The organism is Empedobacter sp. GD03739 (genome assembly GCF_029843245.1).
In the GTDB taxonomy this organism is placed as follows: domain Bacteria; phylum Bacteroidota; class Bacteroidia; order Flavobacteriales; family Weeksellaceae; genus Empedobacter; species Empedobacter falsenii_B.
This window is the reverse complement of record NZ_JAOCHX010000118.1, coordinates 1-747: the sequence shown is the minus strand read 5'-3', so window position 1 is coordinate 747 and position 747 is coordinate 1. Positions and strand designations below refer to the sequence as shown.

General features: G+C 31.7%; 1 pseudogene. It reads right to left on the bottom strand.

The window, feature by feature from the left end:
* A pseudogene (locus N5E64_RS15670) lies at positions 1–747 on the bottom strand (hypothetical protein); the annotation flags it as partial.

The following is a 747-nucleotide window of genomic DNA, read 5'->3' as shown; positions in this document are numbered from 1 at the left end:
TAAGTCTTATTCTCAGTAATAGTTGGACTAATAATATTGCTTCCTTTTACAAATGGTTGAGTAGAATTTAGCTCATCATACCAAAAATATTCAACTTTTGCTTCTGGATTTTTCACCGTTAGTGCCTGATGTTCATTGTAACAACTTTCTTGTTTTTCACCCCATGTCAAAACTGGTGGAGTTAAACTCTCATTATTAGGTTTTGAAATTTCCCATTGCGTTGTGTACATATGATTCGCATGATTTTCTTTTCTTACTAATTGCGTTGTATCCGTTACTTCTGCTCTTAAAATATTTTTTTCTAAGTTGAACTGACCTTTATTTAAATGAATAGAATCTAAATTTTCTGCAATCAATTTATTATTCAAAATCCATTTTATTTTCAACGTATTTGGAACTGTTTTTACTAAATTAAGTGTAAAAGCATTCATGTTTTCTGTGTTAACAGGAGTATCAACAGCGGGTTTTGTAGAAATAATTGGATTTGTTTTTTGATGAATTACTTCAATAAATTCTTCTTGACAAACATTACAAAAAGGCGCGATTAAATATTGCATTTTACAGAATTCGTGCGGACGAAACCATTGTGCTCTTGCATCTTTTTCGCCATATGCATAAATTCCAATTCCATTTGTCCCAATCCAATTTTTCCAAGGAACATCTTGTATATTCTGTGTTTTATTTGGACCAGGAACCGTATACAACGGACCAGACCAATATTCGTCTGATAATTTTGCAAACGAATGC